Origin of the sequence: Nonomuraea sp. NPDC059194, assembly GCF_042754765.1 — a bacterium.
In the GTDB taxonomy this organism is placed as follows: Bacteria; Actinomycetota; Actinomycetes; order Streptosporangiales; family Streptosporangiaceae; genus Nonomuraea.
Genome location: NZ_JBHZBH010000041.1, coordinates 42,539 through 62,768, shown reverse-complemented (window position 1 = coordinate 62,768; position 20,230 = coordinate 42,539). Strand labels below are relative to the sequence as shown.

16 protein-coding genes and 1 pseudogene are annotated in these 20,230 nt (G+C 68.9%); 7 read left to right on the top strand and 10 right to left on the bottom strand.

Translation table 11 applies throughout. The annotated features are described in order from the left end of the window. Position 1 precedes the first annotated feature (1 nt). The 3 genes from ngcE to ACFXJ8_RS35745 all read right to left on the bottom strand — a co-directional run bounded on the left by ngcE (position 2) and on the right by ACFXJ8_RS35745 (position 3,692). Positions 2-1,411 carry an N-acetylglucosamine/diacetylchitobiose ABC transporter substrate-binding protein gene (gene ngcE, locus ACFXJ8_RS35755; protein WP_379648647.1) on the bottom strand — a complete coding sequence of 470 codons (1,410 nt, stop codon included), beginning with the start codon at positions 1,409-1,411 and terminating at the stop codon, positions 2-4. A gap of 86 nt (positions 1,412-1,497) precedes the next feature. Continuing rightward, a complete protein-coding gene (locus ACFXJ8_RS35750; RefSeq protein ID WP_379648645.1) occupies positions 1,498-2,448 on the bottom strand; it encodes an N-acetylglucosamine kinase in 951 nt (316 codons plus the stop codon). Then, entirely contained in the window at positions 2,442-3,692 is a 1,251-nt protein-coding gene (locus ACFXJ8_RS35745; protein WP_379648643.1) for a 6-phospho-beta-glucosidase, read from the bottom strand. The genes ACFXJ8_RS35750 and ACFXJ8_RS35745 overlap by 7 nt, the downstream gene beginning before the upstream one ends. A 343-nt stretch (positions 3,693-4,035) precedes the next feature. On the opposite strand from ACFXJ8_RS35745, the gene ACFXJ8_RS35740 reads away from it, so the two are divergent. Then, complete coding sequence (locus ACFXJ8_RS35740) at positions 4,036-4,206, top strand: transposase (protein WP_379648642.1); 171 nt, start codon at positions 4,036-4,038, stop codon at positions 4,204-4,206. After that, positions 4,203-4,499: pseudogene (locus ACFXJ8_RS35735) on the top strand (IS3 family transposase); the annotation flags it as partial. The gene ACFXJ8_RS35740 and the pseudogene ACFXJ8_RS35735, both read left to right, overlap by 4 nt. A gap of 176 nt (positions 4,500-4,675) precedes the next feature. On the opposite strand, the gene ACFXJ8_RS35730 reads toward ACFXJ8_RS35735, so the two are convergent. From ACFXJ8_RS35730 to ACFXJ8_RS35715, 4 genes are all read right to left on the bottom strand, one after another. Then, positions 4,676-5,680 carry a HEAT repeat domain-containing protein gene (locus tag ACFXJ8_RS35730; RefSeq protein ID WP_379648640.1) on the bottom strand — a complete coding sequence of 335 codons (1,005 nt, stop codon included), beginning with the start codon at positions 5,678-5,680 and terminating at the stop codon, positions 4,676-4,678. 6 nt (positions 5,681-5,686) lie between these two features. Beyond that, positions 5,687-6,355 (bottom strand): HEAT repeat domain-containing protein, encoded by a 669-nt coding sequence (locus tag ACFXJ8_RS35725; protein WP_379648638.1) that lies wholly within the window; start codon positions 6,353-6,355, stop codon positions 5,687-5,689. Between the two features lie 34 nt (positions 6,356-6,389). Next, positions 6,390-7,043 carry a hypothetical protein gene (locus ACFXJ8_RS35720; RefSeq protein WP_379648660.1) on the bottom strand — a complete coding sequence of 218 codons (654 nt, stop codon included), beginning with the start codon at positions 7,041-7,043 and terminating at the stop codon, positions 6,390-6,392. A gap of 169 nt (positions 7,044-7,212) precedes the next feature. Continuing rightward, positions 7,213-7,518 (bottom strand): hypothetical protein, encoded by a 306-nt coding sequence (locus tag ACFXJ8_RS35715; RefSeq protein WP_379648637.1) that lies wholly within the window; start codon positions 7,516-7,518, stop codon positions 7,213-7,215. A gap of 120 nt (positions 7,519-7,638) precedes the next feature. On the opposite strand from ACFXJ8_RS35715, the gene ACFXJ8_RS35710 reads away from it, so the two are divergent. Further along, complete coding sequence (locus ACFXJ8_RS35710) at positions 7,639-8,259, top strand: hypothetical protein (RefSeq protein ID WP_379648635.1); 621 nt, start codon at positions 7,639-7,641, stop codon at positions 8,257-8,259. Between the two features lie 426 nt (positions 8,260-8,685). Here ACFXJ8_RS35710 and ACFXJ8_RS35705 read toward each other — a convergent pair whose 3' ends face one another. Together ACFXJ8_RS35705 and ACFXJ8_RS35700 are read right to left on the bottom strand one after the other, a co-directional pair. Continuing rightward, positions 8,686-10,062 (bottom strand): protein kinase, encoded by a 1,377-nt coding sequence (locus ACFXJ8_RS35705; RefSeq protein ID WP_379648634.1) that lies wholly within the window; start codon positions 10,060-10,062, stop codon positions 8,686-8,688. Between the two features lie 93 nt (positions 10,063-10,155). Continuing rightward, a complete protein-coding gene (locus ACFXJ8_RS35700) occupies positions 10,156-13,758 on the bottom strand; it encodes a protein kinase (RefSeq protein WP_379648633.1) in 3,603 nt (1,200 codons plus the stop codon). 387 nt (positions 13,759-14,145) lie between these two features. Between ACFXJ8_RS35700 and ACFXJ8_RS35695 the strand changes: the two genes are divergently transcribed. The 3 genes from ACFXJ8_RS35695 (at position 14,146) to ACFXJ8_RS35685 (ending at position 17,866) form a co-directional block, all read left to right on the top strand. Then, positions 14,146-15,120, top strand: coding sequence for an alpha/beta hydrolase (locus ACFXJ8_RS35695; RefSeq protein WP_379648631.1), 975 nt, complete (start codon positions 14,146-14,148; stop codon positions 15,118-15,120). A gap of 215 nt (positions 15,121-15,335) precedes the next feature. After that, a complete protein-coding gene (locus tag ACFXJ8_RS35690) occupies positions 15,336-16,253 on the top strand; it encodes an acetoacetate decarboxylase family protein (protein ID WP_379648629.1) in 918 nt (305 codons plus the stop codon). A gap of 17 nt (positions 16,254-16,270) precedes the next feature. Beyond that, on the top strand, positions 16,271-17,866 hold the full coding sequence (locus ACFXJ8_RS35685) for a succinic semialdehyde dehydrogenase (RefSeq protein ID WP_379648627.1): 1,596 nt from the start codon (positions 16,271-16,273) through the stop codon (positions 17,864-17,866). A gap of 79 nt (positions 17,867-17,945) precedes the next feature. Here the strand turns inward: ACFXJ8_RS35685 and ACFXJ8_RS35680 are convergent, their stop codons facing one another. Continuing rightward, positions 17,946-19,043 carry a helix-turn-helix domain-containing protein gene (locus ACFXJ8_RS35680; protein ID WP_379648625.1) on the bottom strand — a complete coding sequence of 366 codons (1,098 nt, stop codon included), beginning with the start codon at positions 19,041-19,043 and terminating at the stop codon, positions 17,946-17,948. A 152-nt stretch (positions 19,044-19,195) separates the two neighbouring features. Here ACFXJ8_RS35680 and ACFXJ8_RS35675 point away from each other — a divergent pair, with 152 nt between their 5' ends. Then, complete coding sequence (locus ACFXJ8_RS35675; RefSeq protein ID WP_379648624.1) at positions 19,196-19,978, top strand: class II aldolase/adducin family protein; 783 nt, start codon at positions 19,196-19,198, stop codon at positions 19,976-19,978. Positions 19,979-20,230 lie beyond the last annotated feature (252 nt).

Below are 20,230 nucleotides of genomic sequence, written 5' to 3'. Positions count from 1 at the left end.
GTCAGACGCTCCTGGTCTGCTTGGCGAGGGAGCTGTCGGCCTTGAGTTCGTCCGCCTTCTTCTGCATGTTCGCGCAGAATTGGTCGGAGGTGCTGCGCCCGGCCATGACCGAGTTGGTCTGAATCTGCGCGTAGTCGAACAGTTCCTTGTACCAGGTCTCGAAACGGGCGTCCGTGATGGTGTTCTTGCCTGCCGCCTCCTGCGCCTTGGCCGCGCTGTTGACCGCCGAGGTGAGCTTCAGGCCGTCGACGACGCCGTTGACGACGGTGAGGTTCCTGGTCATCTCCGTGTAACCGCGCGCGCCCTCCCTGGAGAGCATCATCCGCAAGTATTCCAGGCCACCCTGGGGGTTCTTGCCCTTGGCTGCGACGAGGAAAGCTTCGGAGACCCCGATCATGATCGCCTCGTACGGCATGGCGTCGGCGGAGGTGATGCTGGGCACCGGAGCGATCGCGTACTCGAAGGTGTCCGGCCTGTCCTTGGCCATCTCGTTCTCCAGCCATGAGCCGCACGGGTAGAACAGCACCTTGTCCTGCAGCTGCTTGATCTGCGTCTGCGTGTGGTCGAGGCCGAAGTAGGCCTTGTCGCCAAAGTCCTTCTGGATCTGCGCCCAGGCGGTGACGGCCTGCCGTACCGGCTCTGCGGTCCAAGCACCGTCGGCGAGGTTGTCGATGTCGACGATGACCTTGTTGCCGCCGATCTTGGCGGCGCTGTAGAGGAGGTTCCACAGCTGGTAAAACGGGCCGACCTGGCCTGGGTAGGCGAACAGAGTGATCCCGGCTTTCTTCGCCTCCTCCCCCAGGGCGTTGAACTCCGCCCATGTCCTGGGCAGCGACCAGCCCCTGGCCTCGAAGAGCTTGGCGTTGTACCAGAGCGCGCGGTGGGCGACGGTGTACTGCAGCACCCGCGGCACGCCGTCGATCAGCGAGTTCTCATAGACGCCGCCGACGAGAGTGTCCTTGACCTTCTTGCCGGGGAAGGCCAGCGAGGGAGCCTCGAAGAGCGGCGTCAGGTCGGCCAGATGGCCCTCCTGGACAAGTGCCTGCAGATCGAGCGCCTCTGGCCCGGAATTGTTGATCACATCGGGGGCGTCGCCGGCGATGAAGCGGGGGCGCAACTGCGTGCCGACCTTCTGGGTGGCCACGTGCTTGATCTTCGCCTGGGGATAGGCCTTGCTGTAGGCGGCCTCGTGCAGGTCGACGGCGTACTTGTCGCCGTTGCCGCCGCTGAAGATGACCACCTCGAGCTGCCGGGTGGCGTCCACGCCGAGCGGGTTGGCGGCGGAGGTGGCCACGCCGGACACGGTGGGGCCGGGGGCTGCGCCGCGGCCGGTGGTGGCGCAGGCGGCGAGGGGGGCAGCCAGCGCGGCGAGGCTGAGCCCGCGCAGGACATCGCGGCGAGTGGGGGGCATGCTTCCTCCTGGGCGCTAACCGTCTGGATACCTTCCAGACGGTTAGCGGCCGACTATAAGGCGCCATTCTCCGGCACGTCAATACCTCAGAACTGCTCGCGCAGCCGCTGTTTCACTTCCTCACCTGCACCGAGGCGGTCAAGTGCGCTCAGCGCCGCGCCAGCGATCGGCGGCAGATCGGCGATGACCTGGGTAGCCGACGGCGCACGCTTCGCGAACCGCTCATCGAGGAGCGCGCTGAGCAGCGGATCGCGGGCTCGCAGCACTCCCCCGCCCAGGACGATCTCGGTCGGCGTGCCGAGTAGGTCCAGGCGGTTCAGGCAGACGACGGCCATCGCCACGACCTCGTCCGCCAGCCTGGTGACCAGGCTGAGCGCGATCTCGTCGCCGGTCGCCGCCACCTTGAACAGCCCCGGCGTCAGCTCCAGCAACTGATGCCTGCTGCGGCGGCCGACGTGCAGGTCGAGTGCCACCTGTTCGACCGTGCCCACACCGAAGTGCGTCTTGACCAGCTCGGCCAGCGCGGTGGGCGCTCCTCTACCGTCCTCGGCGCGGACAGCGTGCCACAGCGTTTCCGCCGACAGACCGCCGCCACCGCCCCAGTCGCCGCTGATCGCGCCCAGAGACGGGAAGCGGGCGATCGCGCCGGTGGGTGAAACGCCGACGGCGTTGATGCCGGCCCCGCAGACGACCGCAATGCCCCACGGGCCGGATGCACCTGACCTGAGCAGGGCGAAGGTGTCGTTTCGCACCGTGACCGCTCTGGCGAGGCCGCGCCCGGAGATTTCGGCTCTTAGCTCCTCTTCCTCCTCCGGCAGGTCGGCGCCGGCCAGGAAGGCGACAAGGTGATCGGCCTGTCCGGCGATGCCGAGTGCCTGCCGTACCTCGCGCTCGATGACGTCGACGGCGGGCGCGACCCCCTCGCTCTGCGGCAGGAAGGGACCGCCGCGGCCACGAGCGAGGATCTCCCCCGCCTCGTTCAGCAGCACCGCCTCGGTCTTGCTGTTGCCGCCGTCCACCGCCAGGAGACTCACCACGCCAGGTACTTCCCGTTCTTCTCCAGCAGCAGCGCGGTCAGCTCGGCCGCGATCGCCTCCTGCCCGACCAGCGGGTGCGCCAGCAAGGCGTTGCGCACCCGGTCGACTCCGCCGTACAGAGCCGCCTGGAGGGCCAGCTCCTCGTAGGCGGAGACGCCGGCGATCAGGCCGGCGTAGAGCGGCTCGACCGGCTCCACCGGCAGCGGCACGGCTCCCGCCGCGGTGATCCGCGCCGGGACCTCGATGACCGCGTCGTCGGCCAGGAAGGGCAGCGTGCCGTTGTTGCGCGTGTTGACCACCTGCACGTCGCCGCGGTCGCCGATCAGCGAGGCGATGAGCGCCACGGCAGCCTCGGAGTAGAACGCCCCGCCGCGCTTGGCGAGCAGCTCGGGCTTGGTATCCACGGCGGGGTCGGCGTAGAGCTTGAGCAGCTGCTCCTCCATCACCGCGACATCGGCGGCGCGTGAAGGCCGCGTCTTCTGCTCCTCGACCACGATGTCGTGGGCGTAGAAGTAGCGCAGATAGTAGGAGGGCACCGCCTGGAGGCGGTCGATCAGCTCCAGCGAAAGGTGGAGGTCGTCGGCGATGGCCTGGCCATGCTCAGCGATCAGCTTCGGCAGCACCTCCTGACCGTCGACGCGGACGGAGCGCTCCCAGGTCAGATGGTTCAGCCCGACGTGACCGAGCTGGACCTGCTCAGGCGCCACTCCCAGGTGCTTGGCGAAGCGGCGCTGAAAGCCGATCGCCACGTTGCACAGCCCGATTGCGCGGTGGCCGGCATCGAGCAGCGCTCTGGTGACGATCCCGACCGGGTTGGTGAAGTCGACGATCCAGGCGTCGGGAGCGTGCTCCCTGACCTGGGCGGCCAGCTCCAGCGCCACAGGAACCGTGCGCAGCGCCTTGGCCAGCCCGCCCGCGCCGGTGGTCTCCTGCCCGACGCAGCCGCACTCCAGCGGAAACGTCTCGTCGACGTTGCGCGCCGCCTGGCCGCCCACTCTCAGCTGGAACAGCACCGCCTGCGCTCCTTCGACGCCCCGCTGCACGTCCGCGGTGGCGACCACATCGGCCGGGTGGCCCGCCCTGGCCAGCATGCGGCGGGACACACCGGCGACCAGCTCCAGGCGGGACAGGTCGGGGTCGACGAGCGCGATCTCGGTTAGCGGCAGTTCGTCGCGCAGGCGGGCGAACCCGTCGATCAGCTCGGGGGTGTAGGTGGAACCGCCCCCCACAACGGCTAGTTTCACGTGGTCGCTCCTCGCTCTCGCACAGTTAGGAAACTTTCCTAAATGACTCAATCTAGAAACGAAGGGGGCGCCCGGTCAACTGGGCGCCTGTTCGGACGGCATGCTTCGTACTCGTGGAGGACTCCGTAGAGGTTGGCAAATCCAGCTAGATCGGCGATGGGACCCGGGACGGCACGTAGTGGAGCCGCCTGTGCGAGAGCATCGCCCGCGCTGAGTAGCGCCATCGATGCGCACGGAGGCTGGATCGCGGCAGGTGCCCGACTGCGAGCAGAACTGGAGTTGACCCGGTTTGGTGGACACCTGATCTCTGGGGAACCCTGGTTCCCGGAAGAAGGAGTCTGCTGTGCCGAACAACTATCCGCCGGAGTTTCGCCGGCAGATGGTGGAGCTTGTACGCGCGGGACGGTCGCCGGAGGAGCTGGCCAAGGAGTTCCAGCCGTCCGCGCAGTCGATCCGTGTCTGGGTGCGCCAGGCCGCGGCTTTCTTCGCGCGGGAGACGGATCTGCCGAGATGAAGTTCCGGCTGATCCATGCGGAGAAGGACCACCACGAGGTCTCCCTGCTGGCCCGGGGGCTGGGTGTGTCGCGCCAGGGCTACTACGCGTGGGTTGTTCGTCGACGGCGCGGCCCGTCGGCGCGGGCCCGGCAGGAGCAGGTACTGACGGAAAAGATCCGCCGACATCACCAGGCCTTCGATGAGATCTACGGGGCGCCGCGCATCCATGTTGATCTGCGGGAGATCGACGGTGTCCGGGTGGGCCGCAAGCGGGTGGCCCGGCTGATGCGCGCCGCCGGGCTGGCCGGGTTGAGCAGACGCAAGGGCTGTCGCACGGACTGCGAGGTCCGCGCGGCCGGGGATGTCGAGCGCGGACTTGATGTCCGTCAGCGACCGGGTGCCGCTGGTCGGCGGGCTATCGGCACATCCCCTGCGACGCAAGCGCCCTCGTGGTCCGGCACCGCACACAGCACGCCAGGAAAGCTCCGTCATCGTGCGTCGCGTATCCCGAGAATGTATGTCGCGGTAAGCGCAACGGCACGGTCTTCGTCATGTGACAGATCTGCGAGGGCTCGTGACGCTGTGGTTCCAGGGATGTCCGCGAGCGCCTGTGTCAGTCGTCGCCGTGCAGACGCTTCAACGGTGCCGTGGGCGAGGCGATCAACGAGCCTGGTAGCGATCTGATCCGCCAACGTGGGACGACTCGCCAGCGCGCTCAGGGCGTCGGCTGCATCGACGTCATTCGTCCCCTCGACGACGATATCGATGAGCGTCGGGATCGCGTCGGCTACTCCACGTGCCCCGAGTGCCAGAGCTGCATACCTGCGGACCACGATGTCGGGGTTCGTGAGGGCGCCCTGCAGCAGCATGGTCGCCTCACCGTTCGGAATCTCGGCGATGGACTGGACGGCACGTTTGCGCACCTCGGCTACTGATGAGCCGAGGCCCTCCGCCAGCAGCGCAAAGCCGTCATCGCCCGATTGCGCCAAAGCCCATCGAAGGGCTCCGGCGACGTTCGGGTCCGTCTCGCTCAGCGCTGCCTCGACCAGTGCTTCCACTGGCATCGGAGCCTCTTCGACTGAGGACAAGGCCGCGCGCTGGCGCTTTCCGGCGCTCTTCGACCCCAACGCCTGCAGGAGTGCGACGATCTGGAGGACGTCCTCCCAGCCGGCGGGTTCTACGGCGTCGATCCGACGCAGTCGCGTGAGCAGCTCCGTCTCAGCCGCAATGCGTTCTCGCGTCTGGCGGATGAGGTCGTCGACGAGCTCCGAGGGCGTGAAGTCGGGATCGTCGAGCGCGCGCCTGACATCACGCAGCGACAGACCCAATGACCGCAGGCTCTCGATTTGGAAGATCCGCCGGATGTCCTCGCTGGAGTACTCTCGATAGCCTGCCTCGGTACGACCCGTTGGGCGCACCAGGCCCAGCGAGTCGTAATGCCTGAGCATGCGGGCGCTGACCCCGGACCGTCGTGCCACATCACCGATCAACACTGCCCATCACTCCTCCTTGCTGGTGCTGCCGAGGGCTACGACGCGCTTGGCCTCCTCGATCGCGAACTCGAATCCGGCATCCGGGTCGCTCAACAGCCGTTCCGTGGCGATCGCGTGGGCGCGCACGCGCGGGTCGAGATCCGTCATCGCAACGCTCAGCATGGGCACAATCACCTCACCGAGCGCGATCAGCGCCCGACTGAGGCTCAGCTGCATCTCACGTTCGCCACGCCCGAGCTGTGTCGACAACACTGCGGCCAACTCAGGCCCTTCACCTTCGGGCACGAGCACGACCGCTGCCCGCCAAGCGCTCCGCGCCACCTCATCGTCGGCGTCGGACAGAAGCGCCCGTGTGATCGCCGGCCACGCTTGCCGATCCCCGATCTTGGACAGCGTGTGCAGCGCCTGGCTTCGTGCCTGCGCACACTCCGAGCGGAGTTCCTTGAGAAGCTCTGGAACCGTCATGGATGCTGAGTGGCGGGTGAGTGCCCACGTCAGCATATCGCGCACATAGAATTCGGATTCGATCGCGCATCGTTCGATGAGCTTGTCGATGAACCGCGGGTCAGGGGTCGTACCGACCGCCATCGCCGCCCGCAGCCGCACTGACGAGCGGCTGTCCTCCAGCCCCTGGAAAGCTCGAATCGTATCCGTGTCCCATTTCTGCATGGTCATCGGGACCACCTCCTTGGCGACAGTGAAGACCTTGTCACCGTGTCAAGGTCAAGCGGAAACACGCCGCGAGATCACCAGGCACCCTGGCCCCCACTCGCTCTGTGTGGCGGTGATGACGGTGATTCGCAGACCGGAGCCCCGTGCCTGGCGGCCGCGTTCGCGCAGGTGGCTGTTCGCAAAACTCCTCGCAGAACCTTCTGGTTGTGAGAGTGGGTTCTGCGAGGCTGGGTGGGTGGAGCTGACGCCGGAGGAGGCCGCCGAGGCGGTCGAGCGCTATGACTGCCCGAGCGGTCACCACGTCGCGGACCCCGGCCGCGGCGGTATGCACCAGGCTCACCATCAGGGTGAGCCGCTTGTCCTCAGCGACCTTGCGCATGTCGGCGGCGTCGGTGACCCGGGCCTCCCCGGCGGGCTGAAGGACGTGGCGAAGGCGGCGTCGCTGGGCACGTTCAAGGAGCGGCTGGCGCTGCTGGCCGACATCGAGGCGATCGGGCCGACCGGGGTGTGCCTGGAGGGTGTGCCGCCGGGCCGGGACATCCTCGACCTTCGCAAAATAGCCGAGCCGCTGGTAGGACTTCAGCCACACCACCAGCTCCAGCAGATGATGCTCATCCTGGGTACGGCCGTGCGCCCACTCGATCTCGGCCTCGGTCGGCGTGAACTCCTCCGCCAGCTCCCGCGCCGACACCACCCTGGCGAACCCCAGGTACGCAGTCCGATCGACCGAGGTCACCTATAACCCCCAAGACCGCCATCAACACGACGACGATCGCGCTAGCGATCGACCGTCTGCGAATCGCCAACTCTGGCCGAGGACCGGCGCCGCAGCGGGCCGAGCCCACCGAGTCAGAGTTCCGTCATTCCCCAGCGCCGGGGCCGCGCCGCGCACTTGCCCGTGCCCGGTCGAAACGCCCGGCCAGGACCAGGAACTGATCCCCCCAGCCGCTGCTGATCGACACCTCCTGCAGGGGCCCCGTGGGCAGGAACAGGAATTCCAGCTCCCCCAGCGTGGAGCCGTCGCCGCGCCGGAGGCGTCCTGCGTGGTCCCGCAGCTCTCGGATCATCTCGTCGCCCGTGTCCCACGTGCCCGCCCACGTGGTGTCCTGCTCGGACGCGGCGACGATCTCGACCAGGTCATCCAGCACCTGCGCCAACGCCTCCACTGCGCCTCCACGGCGGTCGACCGGCCTGTGCCGCCCGACGATAGCAACGGGTGGGCGGGGGCCGGACCATAAATGAACCGCCGTACGATCGCCGACGGGACCGCCGAGTGAGGAGGGCGCATGCCGGAAGTGGAGATCGCGGGCGCACGGCGGGAACTGAAGCGTGCCGTGACGAGACTGGGCGAGCAGATCGTGTGGTTCGCGGCGCACTTGGTTCCCGGGCCCGCCCCTCGCCTCAGAGGGTTCGAAGACCTGTGGACCGCCGATCCATGGACCCCGGACGGGCGCTACTGCGCACTGTCCGGCCGCCTCCCCAGGCTCGCCGAACAGCCTGGCCCCGGCTTCGCCGAGCGGGCCGTCACGCTCTTGGAGTCGGCCGGCTGGACGATCGCGGAGGCGGACGCCGACAGCGAGCGGTACGAAGCCGTCGTCACCGGCCGCCATGAAGGGCTCGAAGTGCAGTTCCGGATAACGGCCCGCGAAGTGGACTTCTACGGCCGTACACCCGTGACACGGCTGTACGAGTGGGTGAGCCCGGATCCCGTCGTGACCGCGGAGAGGGTCCGGCCGGGCTGCATCCTGTGCCCCGAGTGCGACGGACTCGGTTGGTGCCCCGTCTGCGAGGGCCGGATCATCTTCCCGTACAGCGGCTACTACACCGGCTATCGCTCCGGCTGCCCGGACTGCCTCGGCGACAACGCCTGCCTCAGATGCAGAGGCACGGGCCAGGTGCTCTGCTGATCCAGCGGCGTGACGAACGCGTGACATCGGGTAGGAATCCCGGTTCATCCGCGAACTCATCGTCCAGGGCACCAACGAGGGCCTGGACGCCGACCGCGGCGCCCGTCTCGGCCGCCAGCCGGCTTGACAGAGGAGCAGGTACGTCACGCCCGGGATCTGCTCGCCCCTCTGGAGAACCGAGCTCGCCACGGCGCTGGCCGACCTCCCCGCGGGAGTCGACGGCAACAAGGTCGAGGTCGAGCCGCCGACCGGCTGGGAAAGCGAGCTCGGCGAACTGGCCCACTGCCTGACCGTGCCGGCCAACACCGTCAGGACCAGCGCCCGCGACCACCGGGCCGTCGTCGCGGACTGGCGACCACCGCAGCGGGCGACGTCGCGTGAAGACTGAGCGTGCGCCCGTTGGTTGCATCCGGGGACGATGTGAGGTCACGGTGTCATGGTGCGGAGTGCGTCGTGGAATTCCGCCGCGCTCTGGTAGCCGATCGCGGGCTTCTCCTGGAGCGCTTTGTCGATGACGGCGGCCAGTGCTTTCGGGACACCCGGGTCCCGACGGCGGATCGGTACCGGCTGTGACTGCAGGACGATCTGCCAGGGATCCCTTCCAGCCGGGAAATCCCTTGGATACTGGGCGGTCAGGGCGTGGTAGAGACAGGCGGCGAGTGCCCAGACGTCGACTGCGGGCGTGGCGTTGCGGAAGTTGATGACCTGCTGGCGGGGCATGTACCAGGGTTTGCCCGCAGCCGTGCCGGTCCGGGTCAGGCCGCTCAGGCCAGCCTGGTCGAAGGCCTTGGCGAGGCCGAAGTCGGCCACCTTCGCCACCGGTGAGCCGTCGGCTGCCTCGCCCAGCAGGATGTTCTGAGGACTGAGATCGCGGTGGACGACGCCCTGCTCGTGCGCGTGTCCCACGCCTTCCAGTGCCTGCAGCGCGAGGCGGACGGCCTCCGGGGCCGGGAGCCGCCTACCCCTGCGGTTCAGGAACTGGTCGAGACTGCCTCCCGCGCAGAACTCCGTGGTGAAGAAGAACGTGCCGTCGGCTGATCCGGCGTCGTACAGAGCGGCGACGTTCGGGTGGCGCAGTGCCCGGGTGAGTTCCACTTCGCGCAGAAAGCGGCCGTGCGCCTCGGCGCTGGCCGCCACCTTCGGCAGCATCACCTTCAGCGCCACTTCGTCGCCGGTGGTCTCGTGGCGGGCGAGGAACACTGCGCCCATCCCGCCGCGGCCGAGTTCGCGCAGGATCGTGTACCCGGCGATGGGGGCGAGGTCGCGGCGCCCGCGGTGCGCGAGGTTCAGCAGCATTGCGGCCACCGCAGCGGGTTTGGCCTGGCAGGCGGCGCAGACGTACTCACCGGACCGAGCGCCGACTTCGCTGCCGACTTCCCGGTCGCAGACCTTGCACCGGGCCAGCTCCAGTGTGCGCTTCACACCGCCCGCAGCGGGCTGGACGCCAACCCGGAAGACCGTCTCGCCGATCCGGATCTCGTCACCGTCGACCAGGTCGTGCTCCGGGAACGACAGCGCTGCGGCTTCCTCGGGCGTCTGGTGTGCCGCGCGCTGGCCGATCTTTGCGTCGTTGACGTAGGTTCCGTTGAGGCTGCCGAAGTCGCGGATGCGCGCATCGGGCGGGTTGATGTCGAGCAGGCAGTGATGCCGGGAGACGGTGCGGTGGTCGCCGTCGTTCGGCAGCCGCGGAGCGCAGTCTTCGGCGCGGCCGAGCACGCAGGTGGTCCGTTCGTCGAACACGTACTCGGTGCGGGCGAGCTTGCCCTTGACGACCTTCAGCGTGATGGTGGCAGGTCGCGTCATCGCATCTCCTCTTCGCTGCCCACGGTGGTGGACACCAGCGCACGGTCGTGCCGGCCCGGCCGCTGGATGAGCAACCGGCCGGCGCGTACCGCGTCACCGTTTCAACATCCTGCTCAAGAACCTGCCGAGCCGCCTGATGGCCCGGCGTTCGAGTTGCGCCCGTACGCCTTCGGGCCGCAGCCAGCCGAAACCGGCGTCCTGGAGCCGCTCCATCAGCTCGTCGGCCTCGCCGGTATTCCGGCCGGCCTGATGCCCGGCCAGGAAAAGCTTCAGGTGGGGGGTCGCGCCGTCGGCCCAGTCCGCTGGTTCGCGTGCCGACAGTTCCCAGTCGAAATCCCAGCGCTGGACGGTCCCGTTGCCGCCTGTCGACAAGGCGAAGCTGCCGTCGGGGGCGAACGCGAGGTCCACTATTCGCCTCTGGTGTCCTTCCAGGGCGCGGAGCATCTGCCCACTGTGGACATCCCAGACCCGGAGAAAGGAATCGCTGCCGGCCGAAAGCGCGAAGCGCCCGTCCGTGCTGAGCCGGGCCGTCATCGGATGGCCGGGGTGCTCGAGGACCCGCACGCATTCCCCCGACGCGATGTCCCACAACCCGATGTACCCACGGCCGCACGAGACCACGAAACGCCCGTCGGCGCTCATGGACACCGACGACACCCGGTCGTCGTGCCCCTTGAGGGTGCGCAGCCGCCGACGCCGGCGGAGGTCCCACAGCATGATTTCCTTGCTTCGACCGGCGGTGGCGGCGACACGTTCGTCCGGGCTGACCGAGATCGAGTGCGCCAGGCCGCAGTCCGCGATGGTCCGTAGGAGGCGGCCGTCGTTCAGATCCCAGAACTGCAGCTTCTCGTTGACGGCGGCCAGCGCCTTTCGCCCGCCGTCATAGAACTGCGCTGCGGTCAGGCCGTGGGTGCTCGCGTACAGGACACGCAGGCACTCACCGGTGCCGGCGTGCCACAGCTGGAGCTTGCCGTCGTGCCCGGCCGACAGCACGCGCTGGTTGTCGGCGCTCAGGCTGATGTCATTCACCGCGGTCAAAGGGCCTTCGATAACGCGCTTGCAGGCTCCGTCGACGACGTCCCAGATCAGGAACGTCCCGTCGCCGCCGCGGAAGACCGCGATCGTGCTGTCGGCGGAAATCACGGCACGGTACCCGGAGAAGGTCGCCGTGGGCCAGGCCGCCCGCAGGCCCGTGCGGACCGTGTGGCGGCCCAGGGCCCGCCAGGCGGTGAGTACCTGAGGCGATCGCTCGTATCCGGGGATCGCCCGCGCCCGGGTGAGCGCGTCGAGCGCGCGTGGGTATCGGGAGGCGGCGACTTCCCGCACCGCCTCGGAAACCAGCGCCTCGGCCTCGCTGCCGAGCCGGCTCACTTCCGCGTGCCGTCGTGGTTTGCTCAGCTGCGGTGCGGCGGCCCAGTCGAGGGGGAGGTCCCACCGGCGGACCGCGTTGTCCTGGCCCGCGGAGATCGCGGAGCGGCCGTCCGCGCTGAGCCGGACCGCCCGCACCGCGGCGCGGTGGCCCCGGAAGGTCCGCAGGCATCGCCCGCTGGCGGTGTCCCAGATCCGGACCGTCTTGTCGTGCGAGCCGGAGACCACGAAGCGCGCGTCGGCACTCAGCGACACGGTTTCCACCGAGTCAGGCGCGTTCATGGTCCGCAGGCAGCGGCCGGTGCGCAGGTTCCACAGGCTGATCGTGCCGTCCTTGGCACCGACGACCGCGAGACGTCCGGGGGAGTCGAGGCAACTGGCGGTGACCGGTGAGGTGTCGTCCGCACGGATCAGCCGGTAACGGCCGGAGCTCAGGTCCCAGAACCGGACTTCTCCGTTGGTCTTGCCGGTGGAGAGCAGGAAGCCGCCGTCGGCGGTCAGTTCGATCGAGCGCACGCCGTCGGCGTGCCCGGCGAGGGTCCGCCGGAGCTGTCCACTGTGGACGTCCCAGACCTGGATCGGCCCGTCCGCGTTCGAAACCAGCACGATGCTCGCGTCGGCGTTCAGCGCCACCGGGTTGGTCACGTATCCGAACCGGGGCGGCGGCTTGAGGGCGAACCCGCGTAAGCAGCGGCCGGTGCCGAGATCCCACAGCCGTAAGGTTTGGTCCTTGCCGGTGGAGGCGGCGAAGCGACCGTCCGGGGTGAGGGCGACCGAGCAAAGTTCTTTGCGGTACCCGTTCTCGACGTGCGCCTCGATCGCCTGGAGGCATTCCCCGCTGCGCAGGTCCCACAGCTTCACCATGCCGTCGCGGCCCCCGATCAGCAGCAGCCGGCCGTCGGGGGTGAGGCTGGTGAGGATGTAAGGGCCCATTTTGTACGGACCATCCGGCTCGGTCAGCTCGTCATTGTGGAACAGCGCCCACGGGATCGCCCTGGCCTCGGCGCAGCGCGCGTCGGTGAGCCGCCCGGATTGGACCGTCCGCAGGGCCGCTTGGACTTCAGGTTCGCCGGTGGCCTCGTCTCCGAGCTCATCGAGGAGCGCGCGGGCCGCGGTGAGGTCGCCGCGTTCGAGGTGTACCTGGGCGAGCAGATGGCGTGCCTGCCACTGGTCCCCGGCGTCGGTGCGGATCGCTTCGAGACCGGTGATGAGTTCCTCGTCGGTGACCTCGCCATGGCGCCACCGGTGCAGGCCCGTGTTGTAGGTGGCCTCCAGGTGCTGCGGGTCCGCCGCCAGCGCCGCCGCGAACGCCTCTCGAGCCTCGGACGTGCGGTCGAGGTCGAGCAGCGACACTCCCCGGTTGTTGAGCTCGTCGGCGCGCAGATCGGCCGCCACCGGGGTGGTACGCGGATACGGGCCATCCGAAATCCGCTGATAGACCTTGGCCAGGCCGGTGGCGACCTCGGCCATCGACCCCGGCCGATCGGCCGGGTCGAGGCGCAGGCATCGCTCCAGCAAGTCGGCGAGTTCGCTGGGCATGGCCGGAAGCCCGGCCTCACCCGGCCCGTCGGCGCGGTAGGCCGCGAGTGCTTCCCCTGCGATCGGCCCAGCCATCCAGGTGATACCGCCGGTGAACATCTCCAGCACCGACACCGCGAAGCTGTAGATGTCGGTGCGCCGACCCAGCGACTCGCCCGAAGACTGTTCCGGCGAGGCATACGCACGGGTCAGCCCACCGGTGGGGACCAGCACGCTGACGCCGGGGGCGCTGTCGTGCGCGGGCATCGTCATGGCGACGGCGCGAGCCCTGGCCAGTCCGAAGTCGGTGACCTTCGCGGTGCCTTCTTCGTCGAGCAGGACGTTGGCGGGCTTCATGTCCTGGTGCACCAGCCCGCGGCTGTGCGCGTGCTCGAGACCCCACGCGGTCTGGATCGCGAAGTCAACGATGCGGGTGAGCACCTCGCGTTCAGTGCCCTCGTACAGCCTGCGGTCGTCGATCCAGTCACGCAGGCTGCCGCCCGTGACGTACTCGGCGAACACCCGGGGAATGCCGCCGAGCGTGCGGACGTAGTGGCAGGCGCACACGTTAGGGTGCAGCCCCAGCGACACCCACACCTCGGCCTCGGTGACGAACCGCTCCCGGTCGGCCGCGCCCTGAAACAGCTCCGGGCGGGGGCATTTCACCGCGAGATCGGTGCCCCACAGCAGATGCCGGACCCGGTACACCAGTCCCATCCCGCCGCGCTCGTGCACCCGGGTCACCTTGTACCGGCCGTCGATGACATCATCGACCCGCCACAGTGGCGGGACCTCGGCAGGCTCGCTCATGGACACCCCTGCGCCACCCACGCGGCAACAGTAGCGGGTTTCGGTAGTAATGAATCGCCGCAAAGGCGGAAATGCCAGTCAGAGCTTCGGCGACGGGCCCCCGGGCAAGGCCGGGCTCCAGTGGGTGCCGTAGGTGGCCTGCAGCTCCGATTCGGGTGGTGGTCTTGTCATGGAAGCCGAGAGCCTGCGCGATGACGGGAGCAGGCGCTGGCCCGCCCTGCCGGCCGTCGCAGCGCGGTGACCGCGCCGGTGGTCAGCCGTGGAAGCTGATCTCGTCACTGTGGGTAGGACTTGCGTTACTGCCTCGGTTTGTCCCGGGGCGACCACCAGCCGCGGCCGGTGAGGCCGCACGACAGGGCACGCATGTGCTCGTGACATGGAGTCAACATGACCACGCTTCCAGCGCCGATCACCCCTTACCTCGAACCCGCCGCGAAGGAGCTGGCCGAGGCGACCGACCCGCACCCCAGGATCTACGAGGTCCCCCCGGACAGGGGCCGTGAGATCCTGCTGGGCCTGCAGAGCGACGCCAGCGTGCCCCGCCCGGACGTCGACGAGGAGTGGGTCGACGTGGACGCCGGCCAGTGGGGCACGGTCCGCACCCGCATCATCCGGCCCAAGGGGTCGAGCGGGCCGCTGCCGGTGGTGTTCTACATCCACGGCGCCGGCTGGGTCTTCGGCGACGACCAGACCCACGACCGGCTCTTTCGCGAACTCACCGTCGGCGCGGGCGCCGCAGGCGTCTTTCCGGTCTACGACCGGGCACCGGAGGCGAAGTACCCCACCCAGGTCGAGCAGAACTACGCCGTGGGCCAGTGGGTCATGGAACACGGCGCAGAGCATGGCCTGGACACCTCACGCGTCGCCGTCACCGGCGAGTCGGTCGGCGGCTGCATGTCGGCGGTCTTCGCGCTGATGAACAAGGAGCGCGGCGGGATCGACCTCAAGGCCCAGGTACTGCTCTACCCGGTGACCAACGCCGACTTCGACACCCCCTCCTACCTGCAGTTCGCCGAGGGCTACTACCTCACCCGCGACGGAATGAAGTGGTTCTGGGACGCCTACACCACCGACCCCGCCCAGCGCGCCGAGGTGTACGCCTCCCCGCTCCAGGCCTCCCTGGAGCAGCTTCGGGGGCTGCCCACCACCCTGGTCATCACCGACGAGGCCGACGTGCTGCGCGACGAGGGCGAGCAGTACGCCAACAAGCTGCGCGAGGCCGGCGTGGACGTCACCTCGGTCCGGGTGGCCGGCATGGTCCACGACTTCCTCCTCCTGGACAGCCTGCGCGACACCCGCGCCGCCAACGTCGGCCGCCAGCTCGCGGTCGACGCCCTGAGGACGGCGCTGCACGACAGCTGAGACAGCCGTAGATCCGTACCCCGGGTCCGCGAGCGGGCCCGGGCAGTCGCCCGCCTACGGGGCCGCCACGTCCCGGCTTGAGTCCCCGAAGAACCGGCGGCAACGCGGAGCGGATGGGCGAGGGCGTCTTCCTCCGCCGCCAGTGTTGACGGTGCTTACATGCCGGGCTAGGCTCATGTGAGCACCGTCAACATGCGAGCCAGGGAGCTACGCCGATGTCATCGACCCAGCAGGACACAGTCAAGGTCGACCTGGGCGGCCGTACGGTCACCGTCCCGAAGGGCGGCCTGTACGACCGGTACCGGATGAACACCGATCTCGACGAAGTCGCCCGCGATCCCCGCGTCAGCAGCGTCGACTTCTTCCGGCGGTTGCCCAAGACCAAGGTCGACTCTCCGATCGGTGCCACGCTCACCCCGAACTTCTACTACCGCATCTCGACCGCCCGGCTCACGATGCTCGCCCGCTCCCGCGCGATCCGCACCCGCCTGCCCAGGGAGCTGGCGCCGCTGGAGGTCGCGCCGGGTCTCGGGCTGGTCTCGGTCATGTTCTTCCGCTACGACGTGTGCGACATCGACTTCTACACCGAAGCCGCCGTCGGAATCGCCGTCAAGCCGGTACGGCACGGCCGACTCGGCTTCTTCGACCTCGTCACCGCCCTCAAGAACGAACACCTCGATTCCTACGTGCTGTCCCTGCCGGTGAGCACGGAAATCGCCCAGGTGCGCGGCCACGATGGTTACGGCTTCCCCAAGTGGGTCACCGAGCTCGATGTCGGCATCGACGCCGGCCGTACGACCGCACGCGTGGCCAACGACGCCGGCGGGACCGACCTGTCGTTCTCAGTAGCCACACCGGCCCAGACCGCGTATCCAAGCGGCGAACGTGTCTCGACCCTCACCTCGTACACGTCGATCAACGGCGCGTGGCACTCAACTCTGAGTCAGACCAATGTGCTGACGGCCGGAACTGCGCGCGTCCCGCGCAACGTCGCCCTCGAGGTCGGGGACGGCCGCATGGCCGACGACCTGCGATCGCTCAATCCGATCAAGACTGTTCAGCTCGACGTCATGACCGAAGGCCAACTCGCCCTGCACATGCCGGTCCCCACCTCGGTCCAGAGCCGGAACTAGGAGCAAGGAGCCCTGCCATGGTCACTGACCACGTCCCCCTGTCCGCCGCCCGCGGTTCCGGCCTGCCCGCCTCCCTGACTCCGGCTCGGATCGGGCGTCTGACGGCGCGTGTCGCAGCCGCGGCAGATGCCGTACGGGTCACCACCATCGCCCCGTACACCGGTGCCCCGCTGGCCGCCCTGCCGGTCTCGACGCCCGCGGACGTCGAGGACGCCTTCGCACGCGCCCGCATCGCCCAGAAGGCCTGGGCCGCCATATCGCTGAGTCAGCGCAAGAAGATCCTGCTGCGATTCCACGACCTCGTTCTCGCCCGCCAGGCCGAGGCGCTGGACCTGATGCAGGCCGAGAACGGCAAGACCCGCCGCGACGCGTTCCTCGAGGTCACCGACATCGCGATCACCGCCCGGTACTACGCGCGCAACGCCGCCAGGTACCTGGCACCCCAGCGCCGCCGCGGCGCGATCCCCGTGCTCACCCACACCACCGAACTGCGCCACCCCAAGGGCGTCGTCGCCGTCGTCTCACCCTGGAACTACCCCCTGAGCATGGCCGCCGGCGACGCCATCCCGGCGCTCATGGCCGGCAACGCCGTCGTCCAGAAGCCCGACACCCAGACCGCGCTCACCGCGCTGTGGGCACTGGACCTGATGCACGAAGCCGGCCTGCCGGCCGGTGTGTGGCAGATGGTGGTCGGCCGGGGCAGCTCCATCGGCGGCGCACTGATGGCAGGCGCCGACTACATGATGTTCACCGGCTCCACCGCCAGTGGACGCCAGATCGCGCGCGACGCCGGCGAACGCCTCATCGGCGCATCACTCGAACTCGGCGGCAAGAACGCCATGATCGTCCTTGACGACGCCGACATCGAAAAGGCCGCCGACGGCGCCGTCGCCGCGTGCTTCCCCTCCGCGGGCCAGCTCTGCGTCTCCATCGAGCGCCTGTACGTGGCCGAGGCCATCCACGACCAGTTCGTCGCCGCGTTCGTCGCCCGCACCAAGAACCTCAAGGTAGGCGCCGCATACGACTACAGCTGCGACGTCGGCAGCCTCACCAACCCGTCCCAGCTGGAGGCCGTCACCGCACACGTCGACGACGCCGTCGCCAAGGGCGCGACCGTGCTTGCCGGCGGGAAGGCGCGTCCGGACCTCGGGCCGCTGTTCTACGAACCGACCATCCTGGCCGATGTCACCCCCGACATGACGCTGTACGAGCACGAGACGTTCGGGCCCGTCGTCTCGATCTACCCCTTCCGCGACGTCGACGAGGCGATCGCGCGGGCCAACGCCACGCCGTACGGCCTCAACGCCAGCGTCTGGACCCGCAACGGAGCCCGCGGCCGGGCCGTCGCCGCCCGCGTACACGCCGGCACCGTCAACGTCAACGAGGCCTTCGCCGCCGCGTGGGGAAGCATCGACGCGCCAATGGGCGGCATGGGCGACTCCGGACTCGGTCGCCGCCACGGGGCCGACGGGATCCTCAAGTACACCGAGCCTCAAACCGTTGCCCACCAACGCATCCAAGGGTTCAGCCCGCCGGCTCGCGTCTCGCACCGAACCTGGGCCGCCCTCCTGACCGGCGTGCTGAAGGTCCTGAAGAAAGCCGGCGCTCGCTGAGGCTCCAGAGGCCAGTTGCGGGCCGTACAGGTACAGGACTGGTCCGCCGCGGGCACCCCGCTCCAGCCGCGGTCTGAGTTCATCGATCCCAGCGGCCCTGAAGGCTGACCGTTTCCAGCGCGAAGAGCAGCTCGGCCGCCTCAGCCGGATGGTCGATGGAGCGGCCGGTCAAGTCCTGCAGCCTGCCGAGTCGGTAGCGGACCGTGTTGCGGTGGCAGAACATGGCCCTGGCCGTAGCGGCCGTCGAGCCGGCGGCCGCGAACCATGCCCGGGCGGTGGCCAGCAGGTCCTCGCGATCCTCGCGGGGCAGGTCGAGCAGCCTGCCGAGGATCCGGCGGGTCAGGTCGTCGGCGGTGTCGGGATTGCCGGCGATCAGCGTGGCGATCGGGCGGTCGCCGTAGTGGCAGACGTCCTCGATGCCGGGCGGCACGGCCGCGAGTGCCAGCCGGGCCAAGCGCAGGGCCGCGGCGGTCTGGGAGATCTGGTCGTAGGCGGGGCTGACACCGAAGCGACCACCCCGCCACTGCGGGAAGGGCGCGGTGCCGGGCAGGGAGAGCACAGCCAGCCGTTCGGTGGGCAGGTGACGCCGGACGGCGGCGTCCGGCAGCTCCGCGGCGGCCTCGGCGGCGATGACATGGAAGCGACCCCGGTACGGCAGGCCGAGCGCGTCGGCACCCTCCCTGATCCGCACCGGATCGGTGCTGAGGAGCGCGTCGAACAGCAGGTCGCGGTCAAGCCTGGCGCGTAGCTCGCGCTCCGCTTCCGCCTCGCGATAGGCCGCGCGGATGGCCTCCGACATCCGATCAAGACCGAGCCACAGCTCACCTGCGTTTTCGATCAGGGCTGCGTGCTCGGTGGGGGTGGTCTCAGCGACGAAGCACTCCCACAGGAACTGGGTGCCGATCCGGTAGCTGTGCAGCAGGGCGGCCAAGGGTATGCCTCGATGCGCGCGCCGGCGGGCGTTGGCCTCGGCGGTCTCGGTCGGCAGCGCCTCGCCACCCTTCAAATGGGTGAGGGCCGTGCGCAACTGCTCGGCGCAGACCGTGATCAGGTCTTCTTCAGGTACGACCGCCAGCTCGGCCTCGGCCGCCCGGATCCGCCGGGCCAGCTCTGCCGCCAGCTCGTCGGCTCTGGCCAGAAGCCGGGCGCCCAGCACCGGGAACTCGGATCCATGCACGCGCGACATTGTGCCACCGCACAAGTACGCGAACCAGATTCTGGTTCCGTGACCGTTGCTCGACTCGAGCTTCAGGCAAGACTCTGGACCAACATGACGCCACTCCCCCAGTTGTGCGCACGCACGGCGACACCACCGATTCCGGAGATGACATGAATCTCGATCCCATCCCCACCGACCGGCTGACCTTCCGCCTGCCGCCCAAGTTCGACAACGTCGAAGAGGAGCGGCGCCACCGTCAGGAGCGCCTGGTCGCCGCGCTGCGGCTGTTCGGCAGGTTCGGCTTCGAGGAGGGCGTGGCCGGGCACATCACCGCCCGCGACCCCGAACACCCGGACTACTTCTGGGTCAACCCCTTCGGCATGAGCTTCAAACACATCAAGGTCAGCGACCTCATCCTGGTCAACCACCAGGGCCAGGTCGTCCACGGCAAGTATCACGTCAACCAAGCCGCCTTCGCCATCCACTCGATGGTCCACCAGGCCCGCCCGGACGCGGTCGCCGCCGCGCACTCCCACTCGGTGTACGGCAAGGCGCTGTCGTCGCTCGGCGTCCCGCTGGAGCCGCTGACCCAGGACGCCTGCGCCTTCTACGAGGACCACGGCCTGTTCGACGACTACACCGGCGTGGTTCTGGAGACCGAGGAGGGCCGCCGCATCGCCCAGGCGCTGGGCTCGCACAAGGCCGTCATCCTGCGCAATCACGGCCTGCTGACCGTGGGCGACTCCGTCGATGCCGCTGCCTGGTGGTTCATCACGATGGAGCGCTCCTGCCAGGCTCAGCTGCTGGCCAAGGCGGCAGGCCCGACCGTGCTCATCGACCACGAGCAGGCCAAACTCACTCACGGACAGATCGGCAACGACCTGGTCGGCTGGATCAACTTCCAGCCGCTGTACGACCAGATCGTCCGCTCCGACACCGACATGTTCGAGTAGAGCCCGCTGTATCCCGAGGGATCAGCCTCTGTCACGGCTCCCGCGCGCATGCCCGGCAGGGCTAGGCGCTCCTTCCTGGCCGCGGACGGCGGCAGGCGACGTTCGCGCTGCCGACCGCACCCGCCCTGGCCATGTTCCTGCCCACCTCCGGGCTGGCCGCCGACAACGCCGATCGCACAGCGTCTGTGCGAGATGATCCGACCCCGAGGTGCGGGGCATCGACGGGCGGGTCTCGGTGGGATGGCTCGGCGG